The sequence below is a fragment of the Streptomyces poriferorum genome, assembly GCF_019399235.1.
GTDB classification, from domain to species: Bacteria; Actinomycetota; Actinomycetes; order Streptomycetales; family Streptomycetaceae; genus Streptomyces; species Streptomyces poriferorum.
This window is the reverse complement of sequence record NZ_JAELVH010000003.1, coordinates 50,823-76,361: the sequence shown is the minus strand read 5'-3', so window position 1 is coordinate 76,361 and position 25,539 is coordinate 50,823. Positions and strand designations below refer to the sequence as shown.

At 72.8% G+C, this 25,539-nt stretch carries 20 protein-coding genes and 1 pseudogene; 12 read left to right on the top strand and 9 right to left on the bottom strand.

Features of this window, described 5'->3' with window-relative positions:
• Both JGS39_RS01180 and JGS39_RS01175 read right to left on the bottom strand, forming a co-directional pair.
• On the bottom strand, window positions 1–2,608 hold a 2,608-nt coding region (locus tag JGS39_RS01180; RefSeq protein WP_236065680.1), incomplete at its 3' end, for an ABC transporter permease.
• Window positions 2,605–3,315, bottom strand: coding sequence for an ABC transporter ATP-binding protein (locus tag JGS39_RS01175; protein WP_219566657.1), 711 nt, complete (start codon window positions 3,313–3,315; stop codon window positions 2,605–2,607). The genes JGS39_RS01175 and JGS39_RS01180, both read right to left, overlap by 4 nt.
• Before the next feature lie 169 nt (window positions 3,316–3,484).
• On the opposite strand from JGS39_RS01175, the gene JGS39_RS01170 reads away from it, so the two are divergent.
• Together JGS39_RS01170 and JGS39_RS01165 are read left to right on the top strand one after the other, a co-directional pair.
• On the top strand, window positions 3,485–4,714 hold the full coding sequence (locus JGS39_RS01170; RefSeq protein WP_219566656.1) for a sensor histidine kinase: 1,230 nt from the start codon (window positions 3,485–3,487) through the stop codon (window positions 4,712–4,714).
• Window positions 4,702–5,361, top strand: a complete 660-nt coding sequence (locus JGS39_RS01165; protein WP_219566655.1) for a LuxR C-terminal-related transcriptional regulator — start codon at window positions 4,702–4,704, stop codon at window positions 5,359–5,361. Before JGS39_RS01170 ends, JGS39_RS01165 begins: the two co-directional genes overlap by 13 nt.
• A gap of 6 nt (window positions 5,362–5,367) precedes the next feature.
• Here the strand turns inward: JGS39_RS01165 and JGS39_RS01160 are convergent, their stop codons facing one another.
• Window positions 5,368–5,754 carry a VOC family protein gene (locus tag JGS39_RS01160; RefSeq protein ID WP_219566654.1) on the bottom strand — a complete coding sequence of 129 codons (387 nt, stop codon included), beginning with the start codon at window positions 5,752–5,754 and terminating at the stop codon, window positions 5,368–5,370.
• 56 nt (window positions 5,755–5,810) lie between these two features.
• Here JGS39_RS01160 and JGS39_RS01155 point away from each other — a divergent pair, with 56 nt between their 5' ends.
• Both JGS39_RS01155 and JGS39_RS01150 read left to right on the top strand, forming a co-directional pair.
• On the top strand, window positions 5,811–6,452 hold the full coding sequence (locus JGS39_RS01155) for a nucleoside/nucleotide kinase family protein (protein WP_219566653.1): 642 nt from the start codon (window positions 5,811–5,813) through the stop codon (window positions 6,450–6,452).
• A gap of 68 nt (window positions 6,453–6,520) precedes the next feature.
• Window positions 6,521–7,651: a M24 family metallopeptidase gene (locus JGS39_RS01150; RefSeq protein ID WP_219566652.1), complete on the top strand. Its 1,131-nt coding sequence runs from the start codon at window positions 6,521–6,523 to the stop codon at window positions 7,649–7,651.
• Window positions 7,652–7,698: 47 nt separating this feature from the next.
• On the opposite strand, the gene treZ is transcribed toward JGS39_RS01150, so the two are convergent.
• Entirely contained in the window at window positions 7,699–9,459 is a 1,761-nt protein-coding gene (gene treZ / locus JGS39_RS01145; protein WP_219566651.1) for a malto-oligosyltrehalose trehalohydrolase, read from the bottom strand.
• 165 nt (window positions 9,460–9,624) lie between these two features.
• On the opposite strand from treZ, the gene JGS39_RS01140 reads away from it, so the two are divergent.
• Entirely contained in the window at window positions 9,625–10,980 is a 1,356-nt protein-coding gene (locus tag JGS39_RS01140) for a GH1 family beta-glucosidase (protein WP_219566650.1), read from the top strand.
• A 25-nt stretch (window positions 10,981–11,005) separates the two neighbouring features.
• Here the strand turns inward: JGS39_RS01140 and JGS39_RS01135 are convergent, their stop codons facing one another.
• Window positions 11,006–11,962, bottom strand: coding sequence for a GNAT family N-acetyltransferase (locus JGS39_RS01135; RefSeq protein WP_219566649.1), 957 nt, complete (start codon window positions 11,960–11,962; stop codon window positions 11,006–11,008).
• A gap of 174 nt (window positions 11,963–12,136) precedes the next feature.
• Between JGS39_RS01135 and JGS39_RS01130 the strand changes: the two genes are divergently transcribed.
• Window positions 12,137–12,703 carry an FHA domain-containing protein gene (locus JGS39_RS01130; protein WP_219566648.1) on the top strand — a complete coding sequence of 189 codons (567 nt, stop codon included), beginning with the start codon at window positions 12,137–12,139 and terminating at the stop codon, window positions 12,701–12,703.
• Here the strand turns inward: JGS39_RS01130 and JGS39_RS40475 are convergent.
• A pseudogene (locus JGS39_RS40475) lies at window positions 12,692–12,873 on the bottom strand (dihydrolipoyl dehydrogenase); the annotation flags it as partial. The gene JGS39_RS01130 and the pseudogene JGS39_RS40475 overlap by 12 nt on opposite strands.
• Before the next feature lie 137 nt (window positions 12,874–13,010).
• Here JGS39_RS40475 and JGS39_RS01125 point away from each other — a divergent pair.
• Window positions 13,011–14,021 (top strand): cytochrome P450, encoded by a 1,011-nt coding sequence (locus JGS39_RS01125; RefSeq protein ID WP_219566647.1) that lies wholly within the window; start codon window positions 13,011–13,013, stop codon window positions 14,019–14,021.
• Here JGS39_RS01125 and treY read toward each other — a convergent pair.
• Both treY and glgX read right to left on the bottom strand, forming a co-directional pair.
• A complete protein-coding gene (gene treY / locus JGS39_RS01120; protein WP_219566646.1) occupies window positions 13,966–16,374 on the bottom strand; it encodes a malto-oligosyltrehalose synthase in 2,409 nt (802 codons plus the stop codon). The two genes, JGS39_RS01125 and treY, sit on opposite strands and share 56 nt — an antisense overlap.
• Before the next feature lie 111 nt (window positions 16,375–16,485).
• The gene (glgX, locus tag JGS39_RS01115; protein ID WP_219566645.1) at window positions 16,486–18,663 is read right to left on the bottom strand and encodes a glycogen debranching protein GlgX; all 2,178 of its coding nucleotides are present in this window, start codon (window positions 18,661–18,663) and stop codon (window positions 16,486–16,488) included.
• Window positions 18,664–19,050: 387 nt separating this feature from the next.
• Here glgX and JGS39_RS01110 point away from each other — a divergent pair, with 387 nt between their 5' ends.
• Complete coding sequence (locus JGS39_RS01110) at window positions 19,051–20,283, top strand: DUF5919 domain-containing protein (RefSeq protein ID WP_219566644.1); 1,233 nt, start codon at window positions 19,051–19,053, stop codon at window positions 20,281–20,283.
• Window positions 20,284–20,361: 78 nt separating this feature from the next.
• Complete coding sequence (locus JGS39_RS01105) at window positions 20,362–21,096, top strand: 3'-5' exonuclease (RefSeq protein WP_219566643.1); 735 nt, start codon at window positions 20,362–20,364, stop codon at window positions 21,094–21,096.
• Here the strand turns inward: JGS39_RS01105 and JGS39_RS01100 are convergent.
• Window positions 21,093–21,959, bottom strand: coding sequence for a phosphotransferase enzyme family protein (locus JGS39_RS01100; protein ID WP_219566642.1), 867 nt, complete (start codon window positions 21,957–21,959; stop codon window positions 21,093–21,095). The two genes, JGS39_RS01105 and JGS39_RS01100, sit on opposite strands and share 4 nt — an antisense overlap.
• A gap of 124 nt (window positions 21,960–22,083) precedes the next feature.
• Here JGS39_RS01100 and JGS39_RS01095 point away from each other — a divergent pair, with 124 nt between their 5' ends.
• From JGS39_RS01095 to JGS39_RS01085, 3 genes are read left to right on the top strand one after another with little or no spacing between them, the layout of a single operon-like run.
• On the top strand, window positions 22,084–23,034 hold the full coding sequence (locus JGS39_RS01095; RefSeq protein WP_219566641.1) for a carbohydrate ABC transporter permease: 951 nt from the start codon (window positions 22,084–22,086) through the stop codon (window positions 23,032–23,034).
• A complete protein-coding gene (locus JGS39_RS01090) occupies window positions 23,031–23,870 on the top strand; it encodes a carbohydrate ABC transporter permease (RefSeq protein WP_219566640.1) in 840 nt (279 codons plus the stop codon). Before JGS39_RS01095 ends, JGS39_RS01090 begins: the two co-directional genes overlap by 4 nt.
• Entirely contained in the window at window positions 23,870–25,162 is a 1,293-nt protein-coding gene (locus tag JGS39_RS01085; protein WP_219566639.1) for an ABC transporter substrate-binding protein, read from the top strand. The genes JGS39_RS01090 and JGS39_RS01085 overlap by 1 nt, the downstream gene beginning before the upstream one ends.
• The last annotated feature ends 377 nt before the right edge of the window (window positions 25,163–25,539 follow it).

The window sequence follows — 25,539 nt, the reverse complement described above, 5'->3', positions numbered from 1 at the left end:
CCCCGCGGCCGCCCCCGCCGCCTCGCGCCCCGGGGCACAGCGTGCCCATGGCCGCCGCCACCGTGACGGCAAGCGCGAGCACCCCGTACTGCGCGGGCGGCAGGTACGGCAGCCCGCCCGTCGCCGGGAGCGCGAACGCGGCCAGCGGGACGGCCGCGACCACGGTTCCGATGGTCAGACCGGCAACCGTCACCAGGCCCGTCTCCAGCACCCGCATCCGCAGCAGTTGCCCGCGTCCCGTGCCGACCAGCCGCAGCAGGCGGAACTCCGGGCGGCGGCCCACCGAGATCAGGGCGAGGGTGCTGACCACGGCGAGCAGCGCGAAGCCGCCGATCACCCCGACGCCGATGATGATCAGGGCGTCGTCCCGGTCCGAGGACGACGGGGCGATCCGTACGTCGTCCGCCCTCGCCGTACGGACATCGAGCCCCTCGTACGGTGCCAGCGCGGCTCTCACGGCCGACGTGGCGTCCCCGTCCCGCGAGCGCACCAGGATCTGCTGGTCGAGCGGAGCCGACACGTGTCCGGCCAGGGCCTCGCGGGGCAGCATGAACTCGCCGAGCCCCAGGGACCGTGCATAGAGCGCCACCACCCTGAGCCGTACCCGCGTCCCGTCCCCGAGGCGCAGCGCCACCTCGTCCCCGACACCGACGTCCAGATCGTCGGCCCGGTCCTCACCCACGGCGACCGTGCCCCGGCCCGTGAGCGCGGCCGGATCACCCGCCGTGACCCGGGCGTCGAGCGTGCCGGACAACTGGTCCGCGGTCACGCCCAGCACCGGGAAGCGGTCCAGCGCCGGGTCGCCGGTCTCGCGGTGAGCGAGGACGACGGCCGACCGCAGCAGGCCCGTCGCGGCAGCCACACCGGGCGCCCCGCGCACCGCCTCGGCCGCCTCCGCCGGGATGCCGGCCGCCGGGCCCGTCACCACCAGGTCCGCCCGCAGGGCGTCGGCCGCCTGCCGGCCGGCGGCCCGCTCCAGCGTCGTACCGGCCGCCAGCTGAACGCACACGAACGCGACGACCAGCACGATCGGGGTGAGCGCCGCACCCAGCCGGCGGTGGTGCGCGGCGGCGGACCGGGCGGCCAGGAACCCGGAGACCCCGCCCGCGCGCCGGGCCGGGGCGCCGAGCACCCGCATCGAGATCCGGGCGATCCACGGACCGAGCAGCGCCACCGCGATGATCAGCGAGGTCGCCGCACCCGACGCGGCGAGCGCCGCGGCCTGACCGCTCTGTGCGGTCGCCGTTCCGGCCGAACCGAGCCCCGCGACCGCCAGCAGCACCCCGGCGCCCGTGCGCAGCCGCCCCGGCTCGCCCGGCTCCGGCGCCCGCGCCGCGCTCAGGGCCGCCGCGGGCCGCATCCGGGTCACCGCACGCGCCGCGAGCAGGGCCACCGGCCGGGCGGCCAGGGCGACGAGCAGCGCGCCCACGACGCCCGCCGCGACCGGCAGCCACGCCGGGACGGGCAGCGGCAGCGGGTCCGTCGTCAGCAGCGACCGCATCAGCAGCCCGAGCGGTACGGAGCCGGCCGCGCCCAGCACCGCGGCGGCGCCCGCGACCCGGCCCGCCTCACGGCCGACCGCCGACCTGAGCTGCCGGGGCGTCGCTCCGACCGCCCGCAGCAGCGCCAGTTCACCGGAGCGCTGGTGCACGGCCTGGGAGACCGTGGTGGCGATCACGAGCAGCGCCACCATGACCACGGTCGCGGCGATCGACGCCAGCATCGCCAGCAGATCGCCGCGCCCGCCGAGCGCGTCGATGTGCTCGGCCTCGCCGCGCCCGGCGCCCGTCAGTACGCGTGGCCCGCGCTCGCCTCCGCTCAGCCCCGCCACGGCCCTGTCCAGCGAGGCCTTCAGTGTGCCGGCGGACACGCCCCGTTCGGCCACGACGCCGATCGCGTCCACGGTGCCGGGGTGTCCGGCCAGTGCGGTGAGCCGGGGCTCGGTGAAGAACACGGCGGGTGTGCCGCCGCGGTGGCCGGTGGCGGCGACCCCGCTGACGGTGTACTGACGGGCGGCGCCGCCCACTTGAAGCGTGACGCGTCCGCCCGTGGACGCCAGCGCCGGGTCCACGACCACCTCGGACGCCGACCTCGGCGCACGCCCCTCGGACAGCTCGTACGGAGTGAGCGCGGCGGACGGCCAGGAACGGCCCACCGCCGGCGCCCCGTTGCCCACCGTCACCGGAACCGTGTCGTCCGCGACGGCCAGCGCCACACCGTCCGCCGCTGCCGCCCGCGCCACCGCGGAACGCTCCAGCCGCACCCGTTCCGGCAGATGGGCGGTGGCCGTCCGCGGTTCGCTGCCCCACGGCTTCGCCGTGTACGTGACCCGCTGATCGGCCACCACCACCGCGTCGGCCCCGGCGTAGCGCTCCACCGGCGGCCCGGCCAGCAGCAGCGAGCCGAGCACCAGCGCGAAGGCGCCGAGCAGCGCGGCAGCGGCAGCCGCCGTGGCGAACACCGCGGTCCAGGCCCGGCGATGGGACGTCAGCGAGCGGCGGGCCAGAAACGCCGAGGCCCGCCGGCTCCCGGCCCGCACGCTCGCGCGCACCGGCGTCTTCCGCGTTCCGGCGACCGTCGTCCTCTTCTGTGCTCCGGCGACCGTCATCGCAGCCGGCCCCCGTCCATCGTCATGACCGTGTCCGCCCAGCTTGCCGCCACCGGGTCATGGGTGACCATCACGACCGTGCGGCCGTCGAGCCGTACCGCCTCCCGCAGCAGCCCCAGTACCAGTGCCGCGGACTCCGGGTCCAGGGAGGCCGTCGGCTCGTCCGCGAAGAGCACATCGGGTTCGGTCACCAACGCCCGTGCGACGGCAACCCGTTGCTGCTCACCGCCCGACAGGGTCGCGGGTCCGCCACCGCCCCGCCCGGACAGCCCGACCCGCTCCAGCAGCCGACGTCCACGGTCCAGCACATCGGCGGCCCCGGGATCGGCACCGGCCAGGACCAGCGGCAGCACGACGTTCTCCTCGATGCTCAGCGACGCCACCAGGTTCAGCGCGTGCGACTGGAAGACGAAGCCGATCCTGTCCCTGCGCAGCCGGGTCAGCGCGGCCTCGGAGAGTGTGCCGAGATCGGTCCCGGCGATCCGTACCGTGCCTGACGACGGACGGTCCAGGCCCGCCGCACACTGGAGGAACGTGCTCTTGCCCGACCCCGAGGGGCCGACCACCGCGGTGAAACTCCCCACGGGAATCACACAGCTCACCGCATCCAGCGCGACCGCCTCCCGGCCGCTGCCGCGCCGCCCGTGGCGCCGGCTCACCGACTCCAGCTCCAGCGCCGCCGTGCGCACTGCCGTGCTTGTCCCCACCGTGGTCCCCTCGCCTCTTCCGTACTTCCTGACCTGCGTAAACGCTATGAGCGCGAGGGTGTGGGGGCGAGGGTGCGCGCTCCCGGACCGGGGGTGTAGCAGGCACCACCACCGTCCGGGGTGACGGCTCCACTCCGGGGCCGGCCGAGCCCCCGTAACGTAGTGCGGCATGAGCACCGCCCCCGTCCCGCTGACCGTCGCAGTCCGGCGTTCCTGGCATGCCTCGCGCTACGTCTTCATCGGCATCCCGATCGCACTGCTCGCGTACGTCGCCACGTTCCTGGTGGTGGCCGCGCTGCTGTTCGCGGTCGTGGTCATCGGACTGCCGGCGCTGCCCGAGGCGGCCAAGGCGCTGCACCGGTTCGCGGAGTTCGAGCGGCGCAGGGCGGCGGCCTACCTGGGAGTGCCCTTCCGGCCCACGCCGTATCTCCCGCTCGACGGCGGCGAACTCGCCGAGCGGGTCAGGCACGTGCTCACCGACCCCGTCGCCCGGCGCGAGGCGGTGTGGCTGCCGTGCCAGGCACTGGCCGGCAATCTCATCGGCTACGCCACGATGGTGCTGTGGCCGGTGGGACTGCTGGTGGACGGGATCGTGCTCAGCGCCGTGCACCTGCTGGACCGGCGGAGCAGCGACGAGTACGGCACGCCACCGCCCGAGCGCCGTGGCCTGGTCCTGCGCTGGCACCCCGTACTCGCGGAACTCTCAGCGAGCTGGACGAAATCCCTGCTGACGGCGCCGCACTCGGCGGAACTCGCGGAACGCATCACTCAGTTGACGGAGAGCCGGGCGGGTGCGGTCGAGGCGCACGGCGCCGAACTCCGCCGTATCGAGAGGGACCTGCACGACGGCGCGCAGGCCCGCATCGTGGCCCTGTCGATGCGCATCGGCCTGGCCAGACAGATCCTGGACCGGGACCCGGCCGCCGCACGGCAGCGCCTCGACGAGGCCCAGGACGGCGTCGACGCGGCGCTCGCCGAGCTGCGGCACGTGGTCCGCGGCATCCACCCCCCGATCCTGACGGACCGCGGACTCGCCGGGGCCGTAAGGGCGTTGGCCGCGGACTCGGCGGTCCCCGTCACGGTGGAGCTCGACGGCGTCGAGGACGGGCGCCGGCTTCCGGCGGCGATCGAGGCCGCCGCCTACTTCGTGATCGCCGAGGCACTCACCAACATCGGCAAGCACAGCGGCGCCACGGCCGCACGCGTCCGGGTCGACCGGGCCCGTGACGCCCTGCTCGTGGCCATCGGCGACGATGGGCACGGCGGCGCGGACGAACGCGGCGGCAGCGGGCTGGTCGGGATCAGGCGGCGGATCGCCGCCCTGGACGGCACCACCCGCGTCAGCAGCCCCACCGGGGGGCCGACGGACATCGAAGTGGAGCTGCCGTGCGGATCGTGATCGCCGAGGACAACGCCCTGCTGCGGGAGGGGCTGATCCTGCTCCTCACCAGCTCGGGCCACGAGGTGGTCGCCGACGCCGCGGCCGGCCCCGAGGTACTGCCCGCCCTGCTGGAGCACCGCCCGGACGCAGCCGTGCTCGACGTACGGCTGCCACCCACGTTCCGCGACGAGGGGCTGCGCGCCGCCATCGCCGCCCGCGAGGAGATGCCCGACCTGCCGATCCTGGTCCTCTCCCAGTACGTGGAGGAGACGTACGCCGCCGAGCTGCTCGCCCGGGGCGCGCACGGCATCGGCTACCTGCTCAAGGACCGGGTGGGCCGCGTCGACCAGTTCCTCCAGGCCCTGGACCGGGTGGCATCCGGCGGCACCGCGCTCGACCCCGAGGTGGTCAGCCAGCTGCTGACCCGCAAGGCGTCCGCGAAGCCGCTGCTGAGCCTCACCCCCAGGGAGCGCGAGGTTCTGGAACTGATGGCGCAGGGCAAGGCGAACGGCACGATCGCCACCGAACTCGTCGTCACGGAACGGGCGGTGAGCAAGCACATCGGTTCCATCTTCGCCAAGCTCGGCCTCGAACCGGACGACGGCTCGGTCCACCGCCGGGTCCTCGCGGTACTGGCGTACCTGGAGGGCAACGGGGCGCGCTGAGCACGCTCACGCGGGCTGGAGCAGGTCCCAGCGGTTGCCGTACAGGTCCTCGAAGACCGCGACCGAGCCGTAGACCTCGTGCCGCGGCTCCTCCAGGAACCGGACCCCGGCCGCGAGCATGCGCGCGTGGTCGCCGGCGAAGTCCTCGGTGTGGAGGAAGAAGCCGACCCGCCCGCCGGTCTGCGCCCCGACACTGGCGCTCTGCGCCTCGTCCTTGGCCCGGGCCAGCAGCAGCCCGGTGCCCTCGGTTCCGCGCGGGCGCACCACGATCCAGCGGGAGCCGTCGCCCCGGTCGGTGTCCTCCACCAGCTCGAAGCCGAGGGCGCCGGTGTAGAAGCCGAGCGCCTCGTCGTAGTCGCGGACGACCAGGGTGACCAGAGCGATGTGGGACATGGGATTCCTCGCGGGACGGAAGGGAAGGGGAGGCTGTCAGCGGGACAATATCCGCCATGGACACCAGCGACCTCACCGGGCTGACGGCCCGTGCCCGCCGCCTCGCCCTGTCGGCCGACCGCCGCATCCTCGGAATCGCCGGGCCGCCCGGTGCCGGGAAGTCCACCCTGGCGGAGCAGCTCGTCGACGCGCTCGGCCCCCTCGCCGTCCTCGTGCCGATGGACGGATTCCACCTGGCCCAGGCCGAACTGGAACGGCTCGGCCGGGCCCGGCGCAAGGGGGCGCCCGACACCTTCGACGCCGCCGGGTACGCGGCCCTGCTCCGGCGGCTGCGGGCGCCCGAACCGGGGACCGTCGTGTACGCCCCCGCCTTCGACCGGTCCCTGGAGCAGCCCGTCGCGGGGTCCGTCCCCGTACCGCCGGACGTCCCGCTGGTCGTCACCGAGGGCAACTACCTGCTGTACGGGGAAGGCGACTGGGCGCCCGTGCGGGGGCTGCTCGACGAGGCGTGGTTCCTGGAACTCGACCAGGACGTACGGATCCGCAGACTCGTCGACCGGCATGTGCGGTTCGGGAAGCCGCGGCCGCGCGCGGAGCGCTGGGTGGCCGGTTCCGACGAGACCAACGCGCGGCTCGTCGCGGCCGGGCGTGACCGTGCCGACCTCGTCGTACGGCTCGCCACCGGCACGCCGCCCTGACCGCTCGCGGCCGGGCCACCGGGCGGGCAGGATGCAGGGAGCCGTTCCGCGCCGCCAGGAGGTTCCGCATGTCCAGCCCGAACCAGCCCGTACCGTTCACCGCCGACGACTACCGGGCCCGGATGACCCGGGCCGCCGAGAGCGCGGCGGCCGCCGGACTCGCGGGGCTCCTGGTGGCCCCAGGACCGGACATGGTCCATCTCACCGGCTACCGGCCCACCGCGATCACCGAGCGCCTGACCGTCCTCGTCCTCACCGCGGGCCAGGACCCGGTGCTGGTCGTACCGACTCTGGAGGCCCCGGACGCCGAGAAGGCCGTCGGCGCGCCCGCGCTGACCCTGCGCGACTGGACCGACGGCAAGGACCCCTACGCCGTCACCGCGCCGCTGCTCGACGGCCGGGGCCGGTTCGGCATCAGCGACAACACCTGGGCGATGCATCTGCTCGGCCTCCAGCAGCTGCTGCCCGGGACCTCGTACGCCTCCCTCACCGAAGTGCTCCCGATGCTGCGCGCCGTGAAGGACGCCCATGAACTGGACCGGCTCGCCGCGGCCGGGGCGGCCGCCGACGCCACGTACGAGGAGATCCTGAAGGTCCGGTTCTCCGGCCGCAAGGAGACCGACGTGGCCGCAGACCTGGCCCGGCTCCTCACCGAGGCCGGGCATTCCCAGGTCGACTTCACCGTGGTCGGCTCCGGGCCCAACGGCGCCAACCCGCACCACGAGGCCGGTGACCGCACCATCGAGCGCGGCGACATGGTGGTGCTCGACTTCGGCGGCCTCAAGCACGGCTACGGCTCCGACACCTCCCGTACGGTCCACGTCGGCGAACCCACCGCCGAGGAACAGCGGGTCCACGACATCGTGCGGGAAGCACAGGAAGCGGGCTGCAAGGCTGTCCGGCCCGGTGTCGCCTGCCAGGAGATCGACCGGGCCGCCCGCGCCGTCATCACCGAGTTCGGCTACGGGGAGCGCTTCATCCACCGCACCGGCCACGGCATCGGCGTCACCACCCACGAACCGCCGTACATGATCGAGGGCGAGGAGCAGCCGCTCGTCCCCGGCATGTGCTTCTCCGTGGAGCCGGGCGTCTATCTGCCGGGCCGCTTCGGCGTCCGGATCGAGGACATCGTGACCGTCACCGAGGACGGCGGCCGGCGACTCAACGCCACCGCCCGCGAACTGGCGATCGTCGAGTAGGGGCTGCCGCGCCAGGGATTGCGGGACAGCCCCTGGGGGCGGCCGGGTCAGTCGTCGGCCAGCAACACGCAGGACTCCGGCGGCAGATGAAGCAGCCCGTCCGCGCCGGGTGCGTCGACGGGCAGCCAGGCGGCCAGCACCCGGCCGCCGCCACCGCGGTGCCGGCCGCCGCCCAGCGGGATCGTGGCCGGCTTCTCGTCGAGGTTGACGGCGATCCGCAGATCGCCCCGGCGCAGCGCCAGCCAGCGGGCCTCGTCGTCGTACGCCGTCCTCACCGTCGCCAGATCGGGGTCGCTGAGGTCGGGCAGGGAGCGGCGCAGGGCGATCAGTTCGCGGTACCAGGCGTGCAGGCGGGCGTGTGGTTCGCGTTGGGGCTCGCTCCAGTCCAGACACGACCGCTCGCGGGTGGCGGGGTCCTGCGGGTCCGGGATGTCCTCCTCGGCCCAGCCGTGCTCCCCGAACTCCCGCCGCCTGCCGGTGCGTACGGCCTCGGCGAGCTCCGGATCGGTGTGGTCCGTGAAGAACTGCCAGGGCGTACGGGCGCCCCACTCCTCGCCCATGAACAGCATCGGGGTGAAGGGGCCGGTGAGCACGAGCGCCGCCGCGCAGGCCAGCAGGCCGGGGGAGAGGGAGGCGGCGAGCCGGTCGCCGAGCGCCCGGTTGCCGATCTGGTCATGGGTCTGCGCGTAGCCGACGAAGCGGTGGGCGGCGCTGCGGGCGACGTCGACCGGGCGGCCGTGCGTACGGCCGCGGAAGGTGGAGTACGTGCCGTCGTGGAAGAACGCGCTCGTCACGGTCTTGGCGAGTCCGGCCAGCGGGGCGGCGGCGAAGTCCGCGTAGTAGCCCTGGGCCTCGCCGGTCAGCGCGGTGTGCAGACAGTGGTGGAAGTCGTCGTTCCACTGGGCGTGAAGACCGATGCCGCCGGACTCGCGCGGAGTCGTCGTCCGCGGGTCGCAGAGGTCGGACTCGGCGATGAGGGAGAGCGGACGGCCCAGTTCGGCCGAGAGCGCGTCGGTGGCGGCGGACAGCTCCTCCAGGAACGTCAGCGCCCGAGTGTCGGCCAGTGCGTGGACCGCGTCGAGGCGGAGCCCGTCGAGCCGGTAGTCGCGGAGCCAGGCGAGCGCGCTGCCCAGCAGGAAGGCCCGCACCTCGTCGGAGCCCGGCGCGTCCAGATTGACCGCCGCGCCCCAGGGGGTGTGGTGCGTCTCGGTGAAGTACGGGCCGAAGGCGGGGAGGTAGTTGCCGGACGGGCCCAGGTGGTTGTGGACCACGTCCAGGACGACCGCGAGCCCGAGCCCGTGCGCCGTGTCGACGAAGCGCTTCAGTCCCTCGGGGCCGCCGTACGGCTCGTGCACGGCCCACAGCGACACCCCCTCGTACCCCCACCCGTGGACGCCGGGGAACGGGCAGACCGGCATCAGCGACACATGGGTGATGCCCAGGTCGGCGAGATGCCCCAGCCGGGCCGCCGCCGCGTCGAAGGTGCCCTCGGCGGTGTACGTACCGATGTGCAGCTCGTACAGGACCGCACCCGGCAGCCCGCGTCCCGCCCAGTCGGTGCGCCAGGTGTACGTGTCGTGGCCGACGACGGCGCTTTCACCGTCCGGCCCGTCCGGCTGGCGGCGCGAGCGGGGATCGGGGCGCACCGGGCCGCCGTCGAGGGTGAATCCGTAGCGGTCGCCGTCCGCGGCCTCCGCATCCGCGGTCCACCAGCCGGGCCGGTCCGGATCACGCTCCATGGTCCGCAGCTCACCCGACAGCCGCAGGGCGGCCACATCCGCGTCCGGTGCCCATACCTCGAACAACATGCAGCGCTCCCTCGTTTCCGTTTACCGGCCCATGGTCGGCAGAAGGCGCGATCTTCGACCCACGACACTGGATCGAGCCCGTTACTGGCGATTAAGGTCTGGTTCTGATCATTGCCCTGTCGGCTTCTGACATACGCACTCCCTCTTACGGCTGTGGAGGCCGAGATGACCGTGCCGCCGTTCCCACCCGGTTTCCTCTGGGGAGCCTCCGCCTCCGCCTTCCAGACCGAGGGCGCCGCCGACACCGACGGCAAGGGGCCCTCCGGCTGGGACGCCTTCGCCGCGCAGCCCGGACGCATCAAGGACGGCACCGACACCACCCGCGGCACCGGATTCCACCGGCACTACCGCGAGGACGTCGCGCTCCTGGCCGGACTCGGCGCCGACGCCTTCCGGTTCTCGGTCAGCTGGCCCCGCGTCGTGCCCGGCGGCAGCGGACCGGTCAACCCGCGGGGGCTCGACTTCTACGACCGGCTCGTCGACGAACTCTGCGCCCACGGGATCACCCCGGCCCCCACCCTCTACCACTGGGACACCCCGCTCCCGCTGGACGAGGCAGGCGGCTGGCTCAACCGCGACACGGCCTACCGCTTCGCCGAGTACGCGGGCATCGTCGCCGAACGGCTCGCCGACCGCGTCCCCATGTGGATCACGATCAACGAACCCGCCGAAGTGACCCTGCTGGGCTACGCGCTCGGCGAGCACGCCCCCGGCCGTGCCCTCCTCTTCGACGCGCTGCCCGCCGCCCACCACCAGCTCCTCGCCCACGGCCTGGCCGTGCGCGCGCTGCGGGCCGCGGGCGCCGGCAACATCGGCATAGCGGTCTCGCACTCCCCGGTCTGGACGGCGGGGGAGTCGGAGGAGGACCGCTTCGGCGCCGAGCTGTACGACACGCTCACCAACCGGCTGTTCTCCGACCCGCTCCTCACCGGCCGCTACCCCGACGAGAACTTCGCCGCCCTCATGCCGGGCCCCGTCGAGGACGACCTGCGGACCATCTCCACGCCGCTCGACTGGTACGGCGTCAACTACTACAACCCCACCCTGGTCGGCGCGCCCGCGGCCGACGCCCTCGACAGCTTCGCCGGTTTCGGCATGCCCGCCGAACTCCCCTTCGGCATCAGGGAGATCGAAGGGTACGAGACGACGGACTTCGGCTGGCCCGTCGTCCCCGACGGGCTGCGCGAGACCCTCGTCAAGCTACGGGACCGCTACGGCGACCGGCTCCCGCCGCTCTACATCACCGAGAACGGCTGCGCCGTCGACGAACCCACCGCGGACACCCGCCGGATCGCCTTTCTCGACGCCCACCTGGGCGCCCTGCGGGAGGCCATCGACGCGGGCGTCGACGTACGCGGCTACTTCACCTGGTCGCTGACCGACAACATCGAGTGGACCGAGGGGGTCAGCAAGCGGTTCGGCCTCGTCCACATCGACTACGAGACGCTGCGCCGCACGCCCAAGGAGTCGTACGCCTGGTACCGCGACGTCATCAGACAGCAGCGCGCGTCCGGGAGCTGACGCGACCCGCCCGCCCGCCGCCGCGTCAGTGGTCCCACACCATGTCGAAGGCGCGCTCGAAGTTGACGTAACCCAGGCGCGCGAAGGACTTCGCCATCGGTACGTTGCCGAGGTCCGTCGCCGCCCGGATGCGCTCCACACCGTCCTGCCCGGCGAGCACCCGGGTTCCCTCGGCGAGGAGTTCGTCGATGTAGCCGTGACCGCGCCGCGCGGGCACGACGCCGATGTACGCGATGATCGGGTTGTAGCTGTTGCGGGCCGGGATCACGAAGCCGACCGGTTCGCCGTCCGGGAGTTCGGCCACGCGCCACCACTCCTGCGGGGTCGAGTAGTGGGCGAGCTCCTCGTCGTAGTGCTTCTCCGCGGCCTCGCGCGCCGACAGGCCCGACGCCAGGTCCTGCTGTCCGTGGGCGTCGAGCGTGCCCTCCATCACCGGCGTCATCAGCGCCAGGAGATCCTCGCGCCCCGCCACCGGGCGGAACCGCAGCCGGCCGCCGTCGGCCGGGACGGGAGTGCCCGCACGCCACTCCAGGCGCAGGCGCTCCACGAGCATCCGGGCACCGCTGCGTTCCATGACCCGGACGCGCGCCTCCACGACATCACGGGCCGCCGGGTCCTCACGCCAGTCGGGCGGTACGTAGCGCCCGTACTCGGGACGCGGGGCACCGGCCGGAACGACGGCGGCCGTCGCCGTCTCCAGCAGCCGCGTTCCCGCCTCCCCCCGTTCGGGCTCGGGAAGCGTGTCGTCCAGGTCGAAGAAGTCCAGGAGCAGCGGCTCCTTGCCGTCCTTGCTCCACCAGGCGATCCGCGCCACCACCCGGTCGCCCCGCAGGGCCACCCACATCCACTCCGGGCGGCGACGCCCCGCCGCCAGGTCGTCCGCGAGCTCGTGATCCAGGACGTAGGACAGCCGGCAGAAGAGACCGAGCTCCTCAGGCCCGCTGATCGGACGGACGGTCAGGCCGAGTGGTGCGTCGAGCACGGATCCCCCACAGACGTACGGGCTCGACCGGCGGTCGCCGGAGCGGCACGGCGGCCGACAGTAGCAATGCCCGGCGCGCGGCGTCGCGGATATATCCGGGGCCGCGCAGGTCAGGAGGGCGGAAAGCGGCGTTGTTCTGGACACTCCGGGGCGGTCGGCCCGACAATTGGCCCTGTGACGTCCTCCTTCGAGTCCCACACGTATCCCGCGCGGCTGTCCGACGCCCAGCGCGACCGTGTTCTCGGTGTGCTCAGGGAGGGCGCGGCGCAGGGCAGGCTCTCCCACGACACCTTCATGCGGCGCATGGAACTGGCCCTGATCGCCAGCCGTTCCGAGCAACTGGACGCGCTCACCGCCGACCTGGGGCACGACGGCCGCTGGTCGCGGCAGCTGTTCCGGGCCGTGAGCGGAGTCTCCGGCTTCCCCGAACGGGTACGCAGGGCCTGGCGGGCCGAGCGGCTGCCCAAGCTGCTGCTCCCGGCGCCGAGCCCGCACCCCCTGCGCATCGGCCGCGACCCGGGCAACGGACTCCGCCTCAGCCACGAGACGGTGTCCCGGGCGCACGCCGAACTCACCGCGCACGGTGGCCGGTGGCTGCTGCGCGACCTGGGCTCGACCAACGGCACCTGCGTCAACGGGCAGCGCGTCACGGGCGCGGTCCCGGTGCGGGAGGGGGACCAGGTGAGCTTCGGCAGGATGACCTTCCGGCTCTCCGCGCCCGCGCTCCGGCCCCCGGCGTAACGATGCGTGGGCCAGTCCGAGGGACGGCGGCGGCAGCAGATCCCCGACCACGTGGATGCCCGGCACGGCGGTCCCATCAGCGCTCAGTCCCCCGGCGCCACATGCCCGCGCTCATCGGTGGTGAGGCCCGCCGCCGCGAGACCCGGACCGTCGGTCACCGGGACCGGGCCGTCCCGGGAGCCCGGACCGGACGGTGACCACCCCGTCACCCGGACGGCCGCACGCCGGCTGCGGCGGGTCCGTTCAGGTGATCCCCTGAACGGGAGCGCGCCGCGCACCGGCGCACCGGACACCCGGGGGGTACGTCATGCAGGCAGACACGCCCGGAGACATACCGGCCCCGACGCCCTCACCCGAACGGCGCGGCACCCGGAGCCCGTCCACGCGGCCCCGCCGTGCGGCCCGGGCCGGCGGAGGCCCCAGTCTCCTCGCACCCGGCGCGGCCCACGATCCGTACCGGCTCTACCGGGTGCTCCGCGAGGAGTACCCGCTCTGCTACGACGCGCCGCTCGGCGCCTGGCTGGTCAGCCGGTACGACGACGTGGCCACCGCCCTCTCCGACCCGCGGTTCGCGGGCTTCCCGCACGACGGGGCGCCCCGGGGCGGCCCGGCGCCGCTCGGCCTCTGCCACGGGAACTTCCGCTGCCTGCCCAGCGACCCCTACGCGGTCGCGCCCGGCACCGTGCCCGGACACCTGGCCGAGCGCGTGGAACGGACCGCCTACGTGCTGGCCCGGCGCATCGCCACCCGTCCGCAGGCCGATCTCGTCGAGGAGTTCTGCCGCTGGCTGCCCACCGGCGCACCCGCCGACGCCCCCTGCACCCGGCGCACCGCGCTGCGCGAGACGGCGCTCGCCTCGTTCCTCGCCAATCTGCTGGACGACCCGGACCTGATGGCCGTCATGCGGATCGAACCCGCACTCGCCGGGCGGGCCTGGACCGAGTCGCTGCGCCGCGACCCACCCGTCCAGATCGTGCTGCGCCGCACCGTCGCCGAGGTCACCCTCAGCGGCGGCACCCTGCCCGCCCGGGCACCCGTCGCCTGTCTGATCGGCTCGGCGGGCCGGGACCCGGAACGGTTCGCCGCACCGGACGTCTTCGACCCCTTCCGCCGCGACCAGGACCGCTCCACACCCGGCCCCGCGGGCTGCCCCGCCGTCATGCTCGGCCGGCTGGAGGCCGAACAGGGCCTGCGCGCCCTGCTCGACGCGATGCCCGCCCTGCGCTGGGCGGAGGGCTTCCGCCCGGTGGCCACCGGCCTGCTCACACGCGGCCCGCGCTCCCTCCTGGTCCGGCCCCAGAGCCTCCGGCCCGGCTGAGCAGCGCCACCGGCCGCTCCGCGAACAGCTCCGCGGCCGGCACCGTGCCGCCGGTGAACTTCCGGCCCGGCGTCAGCAGGTCGTGCCACGCACCCTCGTCCGGCAGCGTCAGTTCCGTCCCGCGCCAGCCGCCCGACTCCGCCAGCCGCAGCGACAGCCGGGTCACCGCGGTGACCACCTCGCCGGAACGGCAGAAGGCGAGCAGGTGCGCCGCCGCCGGACCGGAGGCGGTCAGCGGGGCGTACGGGCCCGACTCGCCGAACACCTCGGGCCGTTCCCGCCGCAGCCTCAGCGCCGTCCCGGTGAGCTCGCTCTTCTCGTCGTCGGGCACCCCGTCGGGCGGCTGCCGGAACGGCTGCCGGTTGTCCGGGTCGACCAGCGCCAGATACTCCCGCTCCGTGCCCTGGTAGAGGTCCGGCACCCCCGGCATCGTCAGGTGCACCAGCGCCGCGCCCAGCGCGTTGGCCCGCACATGCGGGGCCAGCGTTCCCGCGAACCCTTCCAGGAGCGCCCGCACCGGGCCGGTGCCGGCGGCCGGGCCGGCGGCGACGAAGTCCGTCGCCACCCGCTCGTACACCGGATCGGGCTCGGTCCAGCTCGTGAACAGCCCCGACTCGCGCACCGCCTTCAGCAGCGCCGGCTCCAGCCGCCCGGCCTGCTCCCCGGGCGGGAACCCCACACAGCCGATCGCCGTCTGCCACGCCTGCCAGGCGAGCTGCGGATCGGGGGCGGCGGGGGCCGTGCGCGTCAGCTCGGCGACCAGCTCCGTCCATGGTCCGGGGCACTGCGACAGCACCGCGATCCCCGCCCGGACGTCGGCGCTGCGCTTGGTGTCATGCGTCGTCAGCGCCGTGCCGGTGGCTGGCCAGTCGCGGGCGAGCCGCGCGCAGAAGGTGTGGAACGCCTCCGGCGCAACCGCCGGCCGCCCCGGATCGCCGCCCACCTCGTTGGCCGAGATCAGCGGCACGTACCGGTAGTACGCCGTGTCCTCGACCGCCTTGGCGCGCAGCGCGGACGCGGTCTGGGCGAACCGGGCGCAGAACGCCGACCGGTCCCCGCCCCCGCCGAGCCGGCCCAGGGCCAGCTCCCGCACCACGTCGACGGCCGAGGCCTCCTCCCGTACCGCGAACGCGGCCTTGGCGTCGCTCACCGCGACCGGGTCGAGCGCCGCCTCGGCCGTCTCGGTGCAGGGGCCGCCCGCCGTCACGTACGGGCGGTAGACCGGAACCCGGACCAGCAGTTCGCGCACGGCGGTGTGCAGCGCCCAGGGGGCGTGGTCGCGCAGCGCGGGGTCCTCGGCGCAGATGCGTGAGGCCAGCCGGGTCAGATGTTCCGTCTCCGCGGCCAGCTCATGGGTGACCACCCGGTACGCGGCCCGGCGCACCGTCGCCGTCCAGTAGCCGCCGCGGTCACCGGCCGGGGCGGCCGACTCGCGGTAGCCGCCGAGCAGCTCGGTCGCGCCCACCGGGTCGACGAAGAGCCCGTCGATCCGGTGCAGCGCGTCGTAACCGGTCGTCCCGGCGACGGCCCAGCCCGCGGGCAGCGGCTCGGAGCCCGTGAGGATCTTCTCCACCACCGTCCACACCCCGCCGCTCGCCGCGGACAGCTGCTCCAGATAGCCGGCCGGGTCGGCGAGCCCGTCCGGGTGGTCGATCCGCAGGCCGTCCACGACCCCGTCCCGTACCAGCTCCAGGATCTTGGCGTGGGAGGCGGCGAAGACGTCGGGATCCTCGACGCGTACCCCGATCAGCTCCGAGATGGTGAAGAAGCGCCGGTAGTTCAGCTCGGTGCGGGCCAGCCGCCACCAGCCGAGCCGGTAGTGCTGGGCGTCCAGCAGTTCGGGCAGATCGAGGTGGGCGGTGCCGTCGCGCAGCGGGAACTCCTGTTCGCCGTAGCGCAGCACCTCCCCGTCGACCCGCAGCCGGTCCGTCTCCTCGCCGATGCGTCCGGCGAGGACGGGCAGCAGGATCCGCCCGTCGCCCGCCGACCAGTCGATGTCGAACCAGCGGGCGTACGGGGAGGCGGGCCCTTCGCGCAGGACCTCGCGCAGCGCGTGGTTGTGGCGGGGGTCGGCGGCCATGTGGTTCGGCACGATGTCCAGGACGAGCCCGAGCCCGTGCTCGCGGGCGGTGCGGGCCAGCCGGCGCAGCCCCACCTCGCCGCCCAGCTCGGCGCGTACCCGGCTGTGGTCGACCACGTCGTAGCCGTGCCGTGAGCCGGGCACGGCTTCGAGTACGGGGGACAGGTGCAGATGGGAGACGCCGAGCGAGGCGAGATACGGCACGGCGTCCTCGGCGGCCGAGAACGGGAACTCCGGCTGGAGCTGGAGCCGGTACGTGGCGGAAGGCGTCATGGGAACGTTCGTACCCAGATCCGGGCCGCCTCTGTCATCCGGACACGCACGAGTGCCCGGTCGGCGTCCCCCGAGACCGCCGCACCCCCGATGCGGCGGCCCGGTCCTCCCTTACGCCGGCCGCTGCAGCACCACCATGCTCCGCCCCACGAGCGTCACCCGATCGCCCGCCGCCACCTTCGGACCCGCCCCGGTCAGCACCCCGTCCGGGCGGGCCGTGTCGACCACCGCGAGCCACTGCCTGCCGTGATTGACCGGAACGGCGAATTCCAGCGTCTCGGCGCTCGCGTTGAACATCAGCAGGAACGAGTCGTCCGAGATCCGCTCCCCGCGCGGGCCGGGCTCCGAGATGGCGTGCCCGTTCAGGAAGACGGTCAGTGCCTTGGCGTGCGCCGCCTGCCAGTCGCGCTGGGTCATCTCCTGGCCCTCGGGCGTGAACCACGCGATGTCCGAGAGCTCGTCGTGCGTGCCCTCCACGGGACGGCCGTGGAAGAACCGCCGGCGCCGGAAGACGGGATGGTCGCGGCGCAGCCACACCATCGCCCGGGTGAACTCCAGCAGACTGCTGCCGAGGCCGCCGTCGTCCTGCCCGGCCCGCTCCTCGTCGTCATCGTCGCCGTCGCCGTCCGCCGTTCGGCCCGGGTCCGGCCAGTGCACCCACGACAGTTCGCTGTCCTGGCAGTAGCCGTTGTTGTTGCCCCGCTGCGTCCGGCCGAACTCATCGCCGTGACTCAGCATCGGCACGCCCTGGGACAGCATCAGGGTGGCGATGAAGTTGCGCATCTGGCGTTCACGCAGCTCCAGCACCTCGGGCCGGTCGGTCTCGCCCTCCACACCGCAGTTCCAGGACCTGTTGTGGCTCTCGCCGTCCCGGTTGCCCTCGCCGTTGGCCTCGTTGTGCTTGTCGTTGTACGAGACGAGGTCGTGCAGGGTGAATCCGTCGTGGCAGGTGGCGAAGTTGATCGAGGCCAGTGGCCGGCGCCCGTCGTCCTGGTACAGGTCGGAGGAGCCCGTCAGCCGGCCGGCGAACTCGGCCAGCGTCCGCGGCTCGCCGCGCCACAGATCCCGGACCGTGTCGCGGTACTTCCCGTTCCACTCGGTCCACAGCGGCGGGAAGTTCCCCACCTGGTAGCCGCCCTCGCCCACGTCCCACGGCTCGGCGATCAGCTTCACCTGGCTGACCACGGGGTCCTGCTGCACGAGGTCGAAGAACGACGACAGCCGGTCCACCTCGTGGAACTGACGGGCCAGCGTGGCCGCCAGATCGAAGCGGAAACCGTCCACGTGCATCTCGGTCACCCAGTAGCGCAGCGAGTCCATGATCAGCTGGAGCACGTGCGGGGAGCGCATCAGCAGGGAGTTCCCGGTCCCCGTGGTGTCCATGTAGTAGCGCTGGTCGTCGGCGAGCCGGTAGTACGAGGCGTTGTCCAGCCCCCGGAAGGACAGCGTCGGCCCCAGGTGGTTGCCCTCCGCCGTGTGGTTGTAGACCACGTCGAGGATCACCTCGATGCCGGCCTGGTGCAGGGCGCGGACGGCCTGCTTGAACTCCAGGACCTGCTCGCCCCGGTCGCCCCAGGAGGCGTAGGCGTTGTGCGGGGCGAAGAAGCCGATGGTGTTGTAGCCCCAGTAGTTGGCGAGCCCCGCGTCCGCCAGCCGGTGGTCCTGGACGAACTGGTGCACCGGCATGAGTTCGATGGCCGTGACGCCGAGCTCCGTCAGATGCGCGATGACCTCCGGATGGGCCAGCCCGGCGTACGTACCGCGCAGCTCCTTCGGCAGCCCCGGATGGAGCATCGTCAGGCCCTTCACATGGGCCTCGTAGATGACCGTGCGGTGGTAGTCCGTACGGGGCCGCCGGTCGTCGCCCCAGTCGAAGTAGGGGTTGACCACCACCGAGGACATCGTGTGGGGCGCCGAGTCGAGGTCGTTGCGCGCGTCGGGCCGGCCGAACGGATAGCCGTACACCGCCTCGCCCCACTGGATCTGCCCGGCGACCGCCCGCGCGTAAGGATCCAGGAGCAGCTTGGCGGAGTTGCAGCGGGCGCCGCGCTGGGGTTCGTACGGCCCGTGGACCCTGAACCCGTATCGCTGACCGGGCATCACCCCGGGCAGATAGGCATGGCGGACGAAGGCATCGGTCTCCCTCAGCTCCACCGCCGTCTCGGAGCCGTCGTCGTGCAGCAGGCACAACTCGATTCGGTGGGCGGCCTCCGAGAAGACCGCGAAGTTGGTCCCGGCGCCGTCGTACGTGGCACCGAGGGGGTACGCCTGTCCCGGCCAGACCTGCATAGATTCGACTCTTCCCCTTCTGATGCGGTTGCCTGGGGATTGCGGGCTCCCTGGGGCAGATCTTCCCCGAAAGAGCGGCCCTTACCTAGGACCGGCCGGTTAACGGGGGGCGGCGTCGCGGCCGCCGCCCGGTCCGGTCAACATCGGGCCCCTTCGCGTCGCCCGGAACCGGAATCCGGCACCTCGCCCGGCCGGTTGTCCGGAATGCGGCTTGAAGTGGGGTGTCTAATCACTATGAATCCGCTCACTCCGGCAGATCTCGTCGCACGGAACATGCGTGTTCCGTAGGGGAGTTGGGAAAGGAGCCTGCGCATCCGGCTGCACCGGCTCCCGCTCCCGGAGTACCCTTCCTTGATCGTTGGTGGGGGAGTGGAAGGCGGTGCGCGGGTGAGCTCGGGAGGGTTCGAGCTGCCCCCAGGTGACACGGGTCACGAGGGGGATCCGGTCGTTGTCCCGCCCGGGGCGGTCTCGCTGGCGCAGCCCCTGGAGATCGGTGCGGAACTGGACTGGGGCGCGGACGCCTGGAGCGAGGTGCGCACCCGCGCCCAGCGGGCCGGGCGCGCCTATATCTGGCTGAATCTCGTCGAACAGCGGCTGCGCGCGGTGGTCGCCGCGGTGCTCCGGCCGATCTACGAACCGGTCCACGGCGAGGACTGGGTGGTGGCCGCGGCGGGACCCGCCGGGCAGGAGTGGGTGCAGCGCGCCGTCGCCGTACGCGAGGTGTCCCGGCGCAAGGGCTATCTGCTCGACCCGGCGGACGACAACGTCCTGAGCTTCCTCACGCTGCCGCAGCTGCGTGAGCTGATGGTCCAGCACTGGCCCTGTTTCGAGCCCTACTTCGACGACCGCCGCGACGTCGAGCTGGCGCTGGACGAGCTGGAGGTCGCCCGTAACGTGGTCTCCCGCAACCGCGCCCTCAACGAGGCGGTGCTGGCCCAGGCCGAGCGGGCCTCCGCCCGGCTGCTGGAGATCCTCGGCAGCGGCGCCGCCGTCCCGTCCGCCGACCGGCTTCCGGTCGACGCCGTGGAGGAGCTCGTCGGCGACCGGTACGCGGACGTGGTCTCCGTCCACCCCGACCGGGTGCGGCTCCAGCGCCAGCTGCCCGCCGAGGACCTCTTCGGCGGAGCGCGCCGGCTGGACGCGATCGGGATAGGGCTCAACCTGCTGGTGCAGAACTTCTCCGGGCGCCGGCTGATCCGGCTCGCCGAGTCGGGCTGCCGGGTCAGGCTGCTCTTCATCAACCCGGCCAGCAGCGCGGTCAAGCGCCGGGAGCGGGAGCTCGGCCTCAAGAAGGGCGAGCTGAGCCGGTCGGTGGAGATGAACATCCTTCACATGCGCCGGGTCCGCTCCAAGCTGCGCGACCCCGGCGCTTTCGAGATCCATGTCTTCGACGAGACACCACGCTTCACCGCCTACCTGGTGGACGGTGACGGTGCCAACGCCGTCGGGGTCGTCCAGACGTATCTGCGCCGGGCGCGCGGCATGGAGGCGCCGGTGCTGGTGCTGCGGGGCGGCGGACGGGCGGTCGTCCGGGCCGGCCAGGACAGCGAGCACGGGCTGTTCGAAACGTACCGCGAGGAGTTCGAGTCCGTGTGGACGGACTCCCGTCCGGTCTCCTGAGGGACCGTCCCTCCTCGTTGTCAGTGCCCCGTGCGAGGGTGGTCGTCATCTGGGGGAGCACCACGAAGGAGGTACGGGATGAGCTGGCACCGGCATGCGCTGGTCGGCTTCGACCTGGAGACGACGGGTACGGAACCGCTGGAGGCCCGGATCGTGACGGCCGCGGTCATCCGTGTCGACGGCCGGGACGGTGAGCCGGTGAGCCGGCACACCTGGCTGGCCGATCCGGGGATCAGGATCCCCGCACAGGCCTCGGCGATCCACGGCATCAGCAGCGAGCGGGCGGCGGCGGAGGGCCGGCCGGTGCGCGAGGTGGCCGACGAGATCGCCGACACCCTGACCGGGTACTGGCGGCACGGCGTCCCGGTCGTCGCGTACAACGCGGCCTTCGACCTGACGTTGCTGACGGCCGAACTGCACCGCCACGGGCTGCCCTCGCTCAGCGACCGGCTCGACGGCGCGGGGATCGGACCGGTGATCGACCCGTACACGATCGACCGGTCCGTCGACCGTTACCGCAAGGGCAAGCGCAACCTCGAAGCGGTCTGCGTCGAATACGGCGTGGTCCACGAGGGAGCGCACGACGCGGCGGCGGACGCGCTGGCGGCGGTGCGCGTGGCGTACGCGATAGCCGCACGGCACGGCTCGGTGGCCGCGCTGTCGGCGCAGGAGCTGCACGAACGCCAGATCGTCTGGTACGAGGAGTGGGCCGCCGACTTCCAGCAGTTCCTGCGCCGCAAGGGGACGGCGGACGCGGTCATCGACGGCCGCTGGCCGGTCCGGGAGGTGAAGACGAGCCCGTCCGGCGTTTAGAACGGGTACCACCGCACCGCCGTGTCCCCGTCCCGCAGGGACGCCACCCGGCGGCGGAACTCGGCGAGTGCCTTCGGGTTGGCCGGGGCGTGCTGTGCCACCCATGCGCAGCTGGCCGTCTCCCGCGCCCCGCGCAGCACCGCGCAGCCGTCCCACTCCCGTACGTCCCACCCGTACGCCGAGGTGAACGCGTCGTAGGCCTCGGCCGCCAGGCCGTACCGGTCGCGGGACAGGGCGAGCACCACCAGGTCGTGCTCGCGCAGGTCCGCGGAGAAGGTCTCCAGGTCCACCAGGACCGGCCCGTCCGGACCGACATGGACGTTGCGTGCGAGCGCGTCGCCGTGGATCGGGCCCGGGGGCAGTCGCGGGACCAGGCCGGCGGCCGCCGCCGCGAAGCCGTCGCGGCGCTCGCGCAGATACGCGGCGTCGGCCGGATCGATCGCCTCGCCCGCCAGGCTCAGCCACCGCTCGACACCGCCCAGCAGTTCCCGGCGGGGCAGGGCCAGGTCCGCAGGTTCCGGCAGGGCGTGCACCGCGCGCAGCAACGGTGCCAGATCCCGCGGCTCGGCGGGCCGCACCGCGTCCGGCAGCCGGTGCCACAGGGTCACCGGGTGACCCTCGACCAGCCGCACCTCCGGCTCGGCCGCCCGGACGGCGGGGACGCCGGAAGCGGCGAGCCATCGCGCCACGGCCACCTCGCGCTCGGCCCGGTCCCGCAGTTCCGGGCTCCGCACGGCGTCCCGGCCGATCTTGACGACCAGGTCACCCACGGCGAACACCGCGTTCTCGCCCAGCGCGATCAGCTCCGCGTCACCGGGCAGTCCGGCGGCGTTCAGTACCTCGCGCGCTCGCATCTCGTTCATGGATCCGATTTTCGCATCTGTGCAGGTTGCCTTGACGAACCGACGGCCCGTCAGCACGATGGCGGAGGCCACCTGAGCGGCCAGAACGGTATAAGCCGGTCGAATGACGCAAGGGGGTCGTTTCATGACATTGGCTAATGCAACCGTGCAGTCCGGACGGCACGGACCGCCGGGCGGTCCGCGCGACAGACCGCCCGGGCCGGTCAACCGGAACGCCGGAACCTGGTTCCTGGTACTGCCCGCCCTGATCCCCATCCTGATCCTCAGCGTCGGACCACTCCTCTACGGCATCGCGCTGGCCTTCACGGACGCCCAGTCCGGCCGCACCCGGTCCACCCAGTGGGTCGGCGTACTGAACTTCCAGGACCTGCTCCACGACGGACTGTTCTGGGAGTCGTTCCGGATCGGTCTGGTCTGGGCGGTCGGCGTCACCGTCCCGCAGTTCGTGCTGGGCCTGGGCCTCGCCCTGCTGCTCAACGAGAACCTGCGGATGCGCTGGCTGGCCCGCGCCCTGGCCATCATCCCGTGGGCGATGCCCGAAGTCGTCGTCGGCATCATGTGGCGCCTCGTCTACAACCCGGACGCCGGCATCCTCAACGAGACGATCCGCGACCTGGGGCTCGGCGACGGCCGGGACTGGCTGACCGGGCTCGCCACCGCGCTGCCCGCGGTGATCCTCGTCGGCGTCTGGGCCGGCATGCCGCAGACCACGGTCGCCCTGCTGGCCGGACTGCAGAACACCCCGCACGAACTCCACGAGGCCGCCGCCCTGGACGGCGCGGGTGCCTGGCGCCGGTTCCGCACCGTCACCTGGCCTGCGCTCAGGCCCGTCGCGCTCTCCATCACCGCGCTCAACTTCATCTGGAACTTCAACGCCTTCGCCCTGGTCTACGTGCTGACCAACGGCGGCCCCGGCGGCCGGACCCGGCTGCCGATGCTCTTCGCGTACGAAGAGGCCTTCCGGTACGGACAGTTCGGCTACGCCGCCGCGATGGGCTGTGTGATGGTCGCGGTGATCTCCGTGATCCTTGCCGTGTACCTCGCCGGTCGGCTCAGGGGAGGCGAGGACCGATGAGTCTGCGTACCAGCCGGCCGGTGCGCGCCGGACAGTACCTCGCACTGCTCTGCTACCTGGTCTTCCTGGCCTTCCCGTTCCTGTGGCTGATCTCCACCGCCTTCAAACCCGCACCCGAACTCGGCTCCCTGCACCCCACCTGGATCCCCGAGAACCCGACCCTGGACAACTTCCGGCAGGCCTTCGACGAGCAGCCGCTGCTGCGGGCCGCCGCGAACTCGCTCATCGCCGCGCTCTCCGCCGGCGTCATCGCCGTCCTGATCGCGACCCCGATGGCGTATGTGATGGCCCGCCACCGCTCACGGCTCTCCACGGCCGCCACCGGCTGGGTCGTGGTCAGTCAGGCGTTCCCCTTCGTCCTGCTGATCATTCCGCTCTTCCTGGTCCTCAAGAACCTGCATCTGATCAACACCCTGTGGGGGCTGATCATGGTGTACGTCGTCTGGGCCCTGCCCTTCGCGCTGTGGATGCTGGTCGGCTACGTACGGGCCGTGCCGCCCGAACTGGAGGAGGCGGCGGCGGTCGACGGGGCCGGCCGGCTGCGGACCCTGGTCTCGGTCACCGCCCCGCTGCTGGCCCCCGGGATCGTCGCCACCGCGCTCTTCGCCTTCATCACCGCATGGAACGAGTTCTTCTTCGCACTCGTCCTGCTCAAGACACCGGAGAAGCAGACCCTGCCGGTCGTACTGACCCACTTCCTCGGCGCGGAGGGCGCCAGCGACCTCGGACCGCTCGCCGCCGCGGCCTTCCTCGCCACCCTTCCCTCACTCGTCCTCTTCGCCGTCATCCAGCGGCGGATCACGGGCGGCATGCTCGCAGGGGCGGTGAAGAGCTGATGCGCGCACTGGCACGTACGGCAGCGGCGGCGGCCACCGCGCTCGCCCTGCTGCTCACCGGATGCGCCGGGGACGGCGAAGACGGCGCGGACGGGAAGATCCGGATCCGCTTCCAGTCGCTCGCCTGGCAGAAGGAGTCCGTGGACATCAACAAGCAGTTGGTGAAGGAGTGGAACGCGAGCCACCCCGGCGTCGAGGTCCAGTACGTCCAGGGCAGCTGGGACAGCGTCCACGACCAGCTCCTCACCTCCTTCGAGGGGGGCGAGGCCCCGGACGTCATCCATGACGCGTCCGACGACCTCGCGGACTTCGCGTACGGCGGCTACCTCGCCGATCTCCGTACGCTCCTCCCGGACCGGCTCACCGGAGACATCCCCGCACAGAGCTGGCAGACCGCCACCTTCGACGGCGGCGTCTACGGGGTCCCGTTCCTCCAGGAGCCGCGGGTCCTCATCGCCAACACCAAGATCCTCAAGGAGTCGGGGGTCCGCATTCCGACCCCCGGGAAGCCCTGGAGCTGGCCGGAGTTCCGCCAGGTCACCAAGGAGCTGACGGGCAAGGGCCGTTACGGGATCGCCTGGCCGCTCAAGGAGCCGGTCTCCGTCACCCTCAACCTCGGCCTCTCGGCGGGCGGCCAACTGTTCCACCGCGGCGCCGACGGAAAGGTGACGGTCGAGATGGGCGAGGGCGACCACGTGGTCCCGGGCACCATCCACGACCAGGTCAACACCGACCACAGCGCCGCCCGCACCGCGCTCGGCATGGGCGGGGGCGACACGCTGCCCGGCCTCTTCGGCGGGAAGTACGCCATGGTGCCACTCGGGTTCTCCTACCGGCAGCAGGTCGTCGAACAGGCCCCGAAGGGCTTCGAGTGGACGGTGCTGCCCGCCCCGGCCGGCAGTGAGGGCCTGGCCCAGGGAGTGAGCCCGCAGACCCTGTCCGTCGCCGAGGACAGCCCGCACAAGAAGGAGGCCGTGGCGTTCATCGACTTCCTGCTGCGGCCGGCGAACATGGTGCGCCTGGCCAAGGGGGACTGGATGCTGCCGACCGGTACGGCCGCGCTGGCCGACCCTTCGCTGCACACCGCCGACCTGGGCTGGGCGACCGGCGCCGCGCTCGCGACCGCGCTGCGCCCGGCGCCGGCGCAGTCCGTGCGCGGCTATCCCGAGTGGAAGGACAAGGTCGCCACGCCCGCGCTTCAGGAGTACTACAGCGGTGCCATCGACGCGGACGAGCTGAGGAAGCGTCTGGTGGAGGACGGGAACCGGGTCCTGGCGCGCTATCAGCGATGAATTCAGTCGAAGCGGCAGGGCATTACCGACCGGTCCGTCTCCTTCTCGCGTCGAGGCGCGGCCGGTTCGGGCCCGGGGGGCGCCCGGAAGCTCCGGCAGACATTCCTGAACGGTATTGATTCAGACAATCGTCGACCTGAATTCGCCTCTTCAGTCACTTGCCGGGACGTGGGCGTTCGAGTATGCCGGGGGAAACGTTCCGTTTCTTTTCGGTGCATCAGGTTTCGATGGCGTCGGGATGGATTCGATCGGAACGGAACGCACAGGCGCTTTTGGCGAAGGGGTGATCATTGACAACCTCAATTGCTCTGGGCTGTACTCCTGTCGGCGGTCGGAGTGGTGCGGAATTCCTTGGAAAAGGAAGCCCGGATCACGAA

What these genes read in the sequence shown, in the direction of transcription:
- JGS39_RS01170 (WP_219566656.1), top strand. Translation starts at nt 3,485, where the DNA reads ATGAGCACCGCCCCCGTCCCGCTGACCGTCGCAGTCCGGCGTTCCTGG.
- JGS39_RS01160 (WP_219566654.1), bottom strand. Translation starts at nt 5,754, where the DNA reads ATGTCCCACATCGCTCTGGTCACCCTGGTCGTCCGCGACTACGACGAG.
- JGS39_RS01155 (WP_219566653.1), top strand. Translation starts at nt 5,811, where the DNA reads ATGGACACCAGCGACCTCACCGGGCTGACGGCCCGTGCCCGCCGCCTC.
- JGS39_RS01150 (WP_219566652.1), top strand. Translation starts at nt 6,521, where the DNA reads ATGTCCAGCCCGAACCAGCCCGTACCGTTCACCGCCGACGACTACCGG.
- treZ (WP_219566651.1), bottom strand. Translation starts at nt 9,459, where the DNA reads ATGTTGTTCGAGGTATGGGCACCGGACGCGGATGTGGCCGCCCTGCGG.
- JGS39_RS01140 (WP_219566650.1), top strand. Translation starts at nt 9,625, where the DNA reads ATGACCGTGCCGCCGTTCCCACCCGGTTTCCTCTGGGGAGCCTCCGCC.
- JGS39_RS01125 (WP_219566647.1), top strand. Translation starts at nt 13,011, where the DNA reads ATGCAGGCAGACACGCCCGGAGACATACCGGCCCCGACGCCCTCACCC.
- treY (WP_219566646.1), bottom strand. Translation starts at nt 16,374, where the DNA reads ATGACGCCTTCCGCCACGTACCGGCTCCAGCTCCAGCCGGAGTTCCCG.
- glgX (WP_219566645.1), bottom strand. Translation starts at nt 18,663, where the DNA reads ATGCAGGTCTGGCCGGGACAGGCGTACCCCCTCGGTGCCACGTACGAC.
- JGS39_RS01105 (WP_219566643.1), top strand. Translation starts at nt 20,362, where the DNA reads ATGAGCTGGCACCGGCATGCGCTGGTCGGCTTCGACCTGGAGACGACG.
- JGS39_RS01100 (WP_219566642.1), bottom strand. Translation starts at nt 21,959, where the DNA reads ATGAACGAGATGCGAGCGCGCGAGGTACTGAACGCCGCCGGACTGCCC.
- JGS39_RS01095 (WP_219566641.1), top strand. Translation starts at nt 22,084, where the DNA reads ATGACATTGGCTAATGCAACCGTGCAGTCCGGACGGCACGGACCGCCG.
- JGS39_RS01090 (WP_219566640.1), top strand. Translation starts at nt 23,031, where the DNA reads ATGAGTCTGCGTACCAGCCGGCCGGTGCGCGCCGGACAGTACCTCGCA.
- JGS39_RS01085 (WP_219566639.1), top strand. Translation starts at nt 23,870, where the DNA reads ATGCGCGCACTGGCACGTACGGCAGCGGCGGCGGCCACCGCGCTCGCC.